We start from the raw sequence: 6,701 nt of genomic DNA on the forward strand, positions 1-6,701 counted from the left end.
CGCGAGTGGAAGGGCTCGGCCTTCGGCGGCGCGCGCGGCCGCACCGACGTGCCGAAGATCGTCGACTGGTACATGGAAGGCAAGCTCAATATCGACGACCTGATCACGCACACGCTGCCGCTGGAGCGCATCAACGAAGGCTTCGACCTGATGAAGCGCGGCGAGTCGATCCGATCCGTGGTGTTGTACTGAGGACGACGCCGACATGGACCTGATGGAACTGATCTCGCAACACGGCTGTTATGGCGGCGTGCAGCGTTTCTACCGGCACGAGTCGGCGGCAATCGGGCTGCCGATGCGCTTCTCGGTATTCCTGCCGCCGCAGGCGCAGGGTGGCGCGAAGGTGCCGGTGCTGTTCTACCTGGCCGGCCTGACCTGCACCGAAGAGACCTTCATGATCAAGGCCGGGGCGCAGCGCTTTGCCGCCGAGCACGGCCTGATGCTGGTGGCGCCCGACACCAGCCCGCGCGGCGCGGGCGTGCCGGGCGAGGCCGATGCGTGGGACTTCGGCGTGGGTGCGGGCTTCTACCTCGACGCCACCGAGGCGCCGTGGAGCAAGCACTGGCGCATGGAGAGCTACGTCGCCGAAGAACTGTTCGACCTTGTCACCACCGCGCTGCCTGGCGATGCTGACCGCGTGGGGATCTTCGGCCATTCGATGGGCGGCCACGGCGCGCTGGTGCTGGCGCAGCGCCATCCGGAGCGCTTCCGCTCGGTGTCGGCGTTCGCGCCGATCGCCGCGCCGACACGCTGCCCGTGGGGCGAAAAGGCCTTCACCGGCTATCTCGGCAGCGACCGTGGTGCGTGGACGCAGTACGACGCCACCGAGCTGATGGTGCGCCAGCAAGGCGCGCCGTTCCCGGCGGGCATCCTGGTCGACCAGGGGCTGGACGACCAGTTCCTGCAGACCCAGCTGCACCCGGACGCGTTCGAGGCCGCCTGCCAGGCGGTGGGCCAGCCGCTGACGCTGCGCCGTCACAGCGGCTACGACCACGGCTATTACTTCATCACGACCTTTATCGCCGACCATGTCCGACACCACGCCGGGCAGCTCTAGCGCTTGAGCGCTAGAGCGCTCCGGCCCACCCACGGCCCCGCACCGGCCCCCAATCAGGGGATGCCCGGTGCCGGGCCAGATCCCATAATGGCTGCTCGACCGGCCTCAGAGCCGGCACAAGATGGGGTCACATCATGCACAACGTCGTCTCTCTCGGCGGGTATATCCTTGGCTGCCTGGCAGCGCTGCTGATCGCGGCGCGATGGTTGTTGCACAATGACCCGGTGCTGCGCGCCGACGAGCCGCACGAACCGCCACGGCGAAGCGACTAGCCACGCGCCGCGGCAGCCTCGGTCACAGGCGGCGGCAATCTCCCCTCGCACGGACAGCGCGACGGCGCGCCCCTGGCGGCGCCCGCGGGCCCCGCTCGCCCCGTATCATTACGGGTCGCGCCGGACCGGCGCATTCCAGTCACGCCGTAGCCAGCCCCTGTCCGATGTCCGTCCCGATCGCCCTGCTCACCATCACGACCGCGCTCAGCGCCATGATGCTGGCCATCGTGTGGTCGCTGCGCCGCTGCGGGCTGCCAGGCGTGGGCGAATGGTGCAACGCCAACCTGACCGCGACCGGAGCGCTGGTACTGTTCTCGTTGCGCGGCATGATCCCGGATCCGTTTTCAATCGGCGTGGCCAACGCCGCGCTGGCGTGGTCGCTGGCGCTGTTCTACGCCGGCTGCGTCCGCTTCTGCGGCGGCGTGCCACCGTGGCGGCGCCTGCTCGCGGCGACGGCCGTGACGGCTGCCGGTGTGCTCGTGTGGCGCTATGCCGTCGACGTCTTCACCACGCGCGTCGTGATTGTCTCGGTGTTCCATGCGGTGCTGTGCGCGCTGACCGGGCTGACCTTGCTGCGCCGCCGCCCGCGCGGGCAATCGGCACGATTCTTCATCACGACCGCCTGCTTTGCGCTGTTCTTCGCCACCGGCCATGCGGTACGCGGTACGCTGTCCGCGCTGCAGTGGCTGGGCAATCCCTACCTGCAGGAATCCATGTTGCTCAACACGGTGTTCCTGACCCTGGGCGCACTGGTGATGCCCGCGATGACCATGGGTGCGGTGCTGATGATCCATGACGCCATCGTGCGCCGGCTCGAGGCGGTCGCCAATACCGATACGCTGACCGGCGTGCTGTCGCGCAAGGCATTCGAGGAAGGCGCCCGCCGCGAACTGGCGCGCGCTGCCGGCGGCAAGCCGGCGCCAGCGCTGCTGATCCTCGACATCGACCATTTCAAGTCGGTCAACGATACCTACGGGCACGCGGCCGGCGATGCCGTGCTGCAGGCGTTCGCGCAACTGGCCGCGGCGCAACTGCGGCCCGGCGACCTGCTGGGCCGTCTCGGCGGCGAAGAGTTCATGGTGCTGCTGCCCGCGACCGGCGAGGCCGGCGCCAGCGCGGTGGCTGAGCGCATCCGCGCCTGCGTGCAGCGCCATGCGGTCACGGCGGCAGCGTCGGACGGCGGCAGCCACACCGTGCGCTATACCGTCAGCGGCGGCACCGCCGGCTGGCATCCGGGCCTGACGCTGGCGCAGCTGAGCGCGCGTGCCGATGCGGCGCTGTATCGCGCCAAGGTGGGCGGGCGCAACCGCATCGCGGCGCACAGCGGACCAACCCCGGCGACGCAGGCGCCAGCGCAGACCGCGCACGCGCTGGATGCCTGAGTCGCGTCAATTCTCTTCCACCACGCGCCGGTAAGCGCCGGGCCGCGAGCCGGTCCAGCGCCGGAACGCCCGGTGGAAAGCGCCCGGCTCGGCAAACCCCAGTTCCGCCGCGATATCCGCCACCGGGCGGCCGGAGTGGCTGAGCGCCTCGATGGCAAGGTCGCGCCGCAGCCCGTCCTTCAGGTCCTGGTAGCTCACGCCCTCGTCCATCAGGCGGCGCCGCAGCGATGAGGCCGACAGGTTCAGGCTGACCGCCAGCGCCTCGAAAGTCGGCCACAGCTCGGGCCGCTGGTTGCGCAACAGCCGGCGCACCCGCGCGCCGACGCTGCTGCGGTCGGAATACTTCACCACCACGTTGTGCGGGGCATCGCGCAGGAAAGCCTTCAGGCTGCGTTCGTCCTGGCGCACCGGCTGGTCCAGCAGCGCGGCGTCGAACACCAGCGCCGTGGCCGGCTGGTCGAAGGCGAGCTGGCGCGAGTACATCACGCGGTATTCGGCGCTGTAGGGCGGCTCAGCGTAGTCGAACGCCGCGAGCCGTACCGGCACGCGCCGGCGCAACAGCCAGCTCATCAATCCATGCAGCATGATCAGCATGGTTTCCTTGGCGAACACGCCGGGCTGCCGTCCCAGCGCCGCGTTGGGCGCGGTCAGGACCAGCGCGGCCTCGTCCCCATGCCGGTCAAGGCGCACGCCGATATCGTCCAGCAGCAGACGGAAATACCGGGTAATGCGCTCCAGGCCCTGCCCCAGCGTGCGGCTGCCGACCACCGCGTGGCACAGCATGGCAAAGCTGCCGCACTTCATGCTGCGCGAATCCTGGCCGAAGAACTCGTCGTCCAGCGCGGCGGCGACCCCCAGCCAGAGCTCGCTATAGCTGGCCGCCGACACCCTGGCCTGCGGCACTCCCAGCAATTCGGGCGCGATGCCGGCGCTGCGCAGCACCGGCCCCGGGTCGATCCCGCGCGCCTGCAGCCCGGCGATGGCATGGTGGACAAAACAAAGCGCGACGCTGCCTTTTTCCATGGTCCGACGGGTGGCAAACGAGTTCAGGAAGATTGGCGGATTTTGGCATAGGAGGCCGCCCCCGGCGTTCCTACACTGCCCGCAGGCCAAGACGCCGAGCGCGCATTCTGCCTGAGATGCTGCGCCGCGCCAATGCGCTTTACAGAAGCCCCCGCGGAACACCACCACGCCCAACCTGCCATGCACAGCGACTACACCGAACAGCAACAGATGATCCGCGACAGCGCGCGCGCCTTTGCCAGCGAACGCCTGGCCGCCGGCGCCGCCCAGTGGGACCGCGACGGCCGCCTGCCCGAGGAGGTCGTCGCCGAGATGGGCGCGCTGGGCCTGCTCGGCATGATCGTGCCGGAGGATTGGGGCGGCACCTACACCGACTATGTCGCGTACGCGCTCGCCATTGAAGAGATCGCCGCAGGCTGCGCCGCCTGCGCCACGCTGATGAGCGTGCACAACTCGGTCGGTTGCGGCCCGATCCTGCACTACGGCACCGATGCGCAGAAGGAACGCTACCTGGCAAAGCTGGCCAGTGGCGAACTGATTGGCGCCTTCTGCCTGACCGAGCCGCAGGCCGGCTCCGAAGCCCACAACCTGCGCACGCGCGCCCGCTTTACCGACAACGGCTGGGTGCTCAACGGCAGCAAGCAGTTCGTCACCAACGGCCAGCGCGCCGGCGTTGCGGTGGTCTTTGCCGCGACCGAGCCCGAGCGCGGCAAGAAAGGCATCTCGGCCTTCCTGGTGCCGACCGACACACCGGGCTTTGTCGTCCATGCGCCGGAGAAAAAGCTCGGCATCCGCGCCTCGGATACCTGCGCCATCACGCTGGAAGACTGCACCGTGCCGCACGACGCGTTGCTGGGCGAGCCTGGCGAGGGGCTGCGCATTGCGCTGTCCAACCTCGAAGGCGGCCGCATCGGCATCGCGGCGCAGGCGATCGGCATTGCGCGTTCGGCATTCGAGGCCGCGTGCCGCTATGCCTCCGAGCGCATCCAGTTCGGCCGCCCGCTGCGCGAGCATCCGCCCATCGCCAACATGCTGGCCGACATGGCCACCGAGCTGAACGCCGCGCGCCTGCTGGTGCACCGCGCCGCGCGCATGCGCAGCGAGGGCGTGCCGTGCCTGTCCGAAGCCTCGCAGGCCAAGCTGTACGCGTCCGAACTGGCCGAGCGCGTCTGCTCCAAGGCGCTGCAGATCCACGGCGGCTATGGCTACCTGGAAGACTACCCGGTCGAGCGCCACTACCGCGACGCCCGCATCACCCAGATCTACGAAGGCACCAGCGAGATCCAGCGCATGCTGATCGCGCGCAGCCTGTAACCCCTTGCCAACCTCATACCAACACACCGTCCGGAGACAACCATGAGCGCAGTGCCCAAGACCGACAATGCCGTGCCGACCGTACCGCTGCTGATCAACGGCGAATGGGTGGAATCGTCCGCCACCGAATTCCGCCAGGTGGTCAACCCCGCCACCCAGGAAGTGCTGGCGCGCGTGCCGCTGGCCACCGCCAGCGAGGTCGCCGCCGCCGTTGGCGCCGCGCACCGCGCCTTTGCCACGTGGCGCCACACGCCCATCGGCGCGCGGCTGCGCATCATGCTGCGTTACCAGGCGCTGATCCGCGAGCACAGCAAGCGCATCGCCGCCATCCTGACCGCCGAACAGGGCAAGACCCTGGCCGATGCCGAGGGCGATATCTTCCGCGGCCTGGAAGTGGTCGAGCACGCCTGCTCGATCGGCACGCTGCAGCAGGGCGGCTTTGCCGAGAACGTTGCCTCCACCGTCGACACCTACACCCTGCAGCAGCCGATCGGCGTCTGCGCCGGCATCACCCCGTTCAACTTCCCGGCGATGATCCCGCTGTGGATGTTCCCGATGGCGATCGTGTGCGGCAATACCTTCGTGCTCAAGCCGTCGGAGCAGGATCCGCTGTCGACCATGGAACTGGTCAAGCTGGCGCTCGAAGCTGGCGTGCCGCCGGGCGTGCTGAACGTGGTGCACGGCGCCAAGGACGTGGTCGATGCCCTGTGCACGCACCCGGACATCAAGGCGGTGTCGTTCGTGGGCTCGACCGCGGTCGGTACGCACGTCTACAACCTGGCCGGCGCGAACGGCAAGCGCGTGCAGTCGATGATGGGCGCCAAGAACCACGCCGTGGTGCTGCCCGACGCGCACAAGGAGCAGACGCTGAACGCGCTGGCGGGTGCGGGCTTCGGTGCGGCCGGCCAGCGTTGCATGGCCACCTCCGTGGTGGTGCTGGTCGGCGCGGCGCGCGACTGGGTGCCTGACCTGGTCGAGCGCGCCAAAACCCTCAAAGTCGGCGCCGGCGCGGAGCCTGGCACCGATGTCGGCCCGGTGGTGTCGACGGCGGCAAAGGAACGCATCCTCGGCCTGATCGCCGCCGGCGAGCGCGAAGGCGCGAAGCTGGTGCTCGACGGCCGCAACGTGCAGGTGCCCGGCTATCCGCAAGGCAACTTCATCGGGCCGACCATCTTCACCGAGGTCGGCACCGACATGACGATCTACACCGAAGAGATCTTCGGGCCGGTGCTGGTGGTGATCGGCGTCGAGACGCTGGATGACGCCATCGCGCTGGTCAATCGCAACCCGTTCGGCAACGGCACCGGCGTGTTCACGCAGAGCGGCGCCGCCGCACGCAAGTTCCAGAGCGAGATCGACGTCGGCCAGGTCGGCATCAACATCCCCATCCCTGTGCCGGTGCCCTACTTCAGCTTCACCGGCTCGCGCGGCTCCAAGCTGGGCGATCTGGGGCCGTACGGCAAGCAGGTGGTGCAGTTCTATACGCAGACCAAGACGGTGACGGCGCGGTGGTTTGACGATGCGACGGTGAATGACGGGGTGAATACGACGATCAGCCTGAAGTGAGGGCCTGCAGCGTTAACAACGTCCTCCGGTTTGCTCCCCTCTCCCGCTTGCGGGAGAGGGGCCGGGGGTGAGGGCCAGCGCCTGCAG

At 68.9% G+C, this 6,701-nt stretch carries 6 protein-coding genes and 1 pseudogene; 6 read left to right on the forward strand and 1 reads right to left on the reverse strand.

What is annotated here, in order from left to right; genetic code table 11:
- From J8I82_RS28775 to J8I82_RS28790, 4 genes and pseudogenes are all read left to right on the forward strand, one after another.
- Positions 1–192: pseudogene (locus tag J8I82_RS28775) on the forward strand (S-(hydroxymethyl)glutathione dehydrogenase); the annotation flags it as partial.
- Between the two features lie 22 nt (positions 193–214).
- The gene (gene fghA / locus J8I82_RS28780) at positions 215–1,057 is read left to right on the forward strand and encodes an S-formylglutathione hydrolase (protein ID WP_209762820.1); all 843 of its coding nucleotides are present in this window, start codon (positions 215–217) and stop codon (positions 1,055–1,057) included.
- 134 nt (positions 1,058–1,191) lie between these two features.
- Positions 1,192–1,329 (forward strand): hypothetical protein, encoded by a 138-nt coding sequence (locus J8I82_RS28785; RefSeq protein WP_209762567.1) that lies wholly within the window; start codon positions 1,192–1,194, stop codon positions 1,327–1,329.
- A gap of 164 nt (positions 1,330–1,493) precedes the next feature.
- Positions 1,494–2,711, forward strand: a complete 1,218-nt coding sequence (locus tag J8I82_RS28790) for a GGDEF domain-containing protein (protein WP_209762570.1) — start codon at positions 1,494–1,496, stop codon at positions 2,709–2,711.
- A 6-nt stretch (positions 2,712–2,717) separates the two neighbouring features.
- Here the strand turns inward: J8I82_RS28790 and J8I82_RS28795 are convergent, their stop codons facing one another.
- Positions 2,718–3,734, reverse strand: a complete 1,017-nt coding sequence (locus tag J8I82_RS28795) for an AraC family transcriptional regulator (protein WP_209762573.1) — start codon at positions 3,732–3,734, stop codon at positions 2,718–2,720.
- Positions 3,735–3,914: 180 nt separating this feature from the next.
- Here J8I82_RS28795 and J8I82_RS28800 point away from each other — a divergent pair, with 180 nt between their 5' ends.
- Entirely contained in the window at positions 3,915–5,048 is a 1,134-nt protein-coding gene (locus J8I82_RS28800; RefSeq protein WP_209762575.1) for an acyl-CoA dehydrogenase family protein, read from the forward strand.
- A 42-nt stretch (positions 5,049–5,090) separates the two neighbouring features.
- Entirely contained in the window at positions 5,091–6,614 is a 1,524-nt protein-coding gene (locus J8I82_RS28805; RefSeq protein WP_209762578.1) for a CoA-acylating methylmalonate-semialdehyde dehydrogenase, read from the forward strand.
- Positions 6,615–6,701 lie beyond the last annotated feature (87 nt).

It is taken from the genome of Cupriavidus consociatus, assembly GCF_017814975.1.
Lineage (GTDB): Bacteria > Pseudomonadota > Gammaproteobacteria > Burkholderiales > Burkholderiaceae > Cupriavidus > Cupriavidus consociatus.

Bases quoted from the DNA above. Each gene is read 5' to 3' on its own strand.
- J8I82_RS28790 (WP_209762570.1), top strand. From the start codon at position 1,494: ATGTCCGTCCCGATCGCCCTGCTCACCATCACGACCGCGCTCAGCGCC.
- J8I82_RS28795 (WP_209762573.1), bottom strand. From the start codon at position 3,734: ATGGAAAAAGGCAGCGTCGCGCTTTGTTTTGTCCACCATGCCATCGCC.
- J8I82_RS28785 (WP_209762567.1), top strand. From the start codon at position 1,192: ATGCACAACGTCGTCTCTCTCGGCGGGTATATCCTTGGCTGCCTGGCA.
- J8I82_RS28800 (WP_209762575.1), top strand. From the start codon at position 3,915: ATGCACAGCGACTACACCGAACAGCAACAGATGATCCGCGACAGCGCG.
- J8I82_RS28805 (WP_209762578.1), top strand. From the start codon at position 5,091: ATGAGCGCAGTGCCCAAGACCGACAATGCCGTGCCGACCGTACCGCTG.
- fghA (WP_209762820.1), top strand. From the start codon at position 215: ATGGAACTGATCTCGCAACACGGCTGTTATGGCGGCGTGCAGCGTTTC.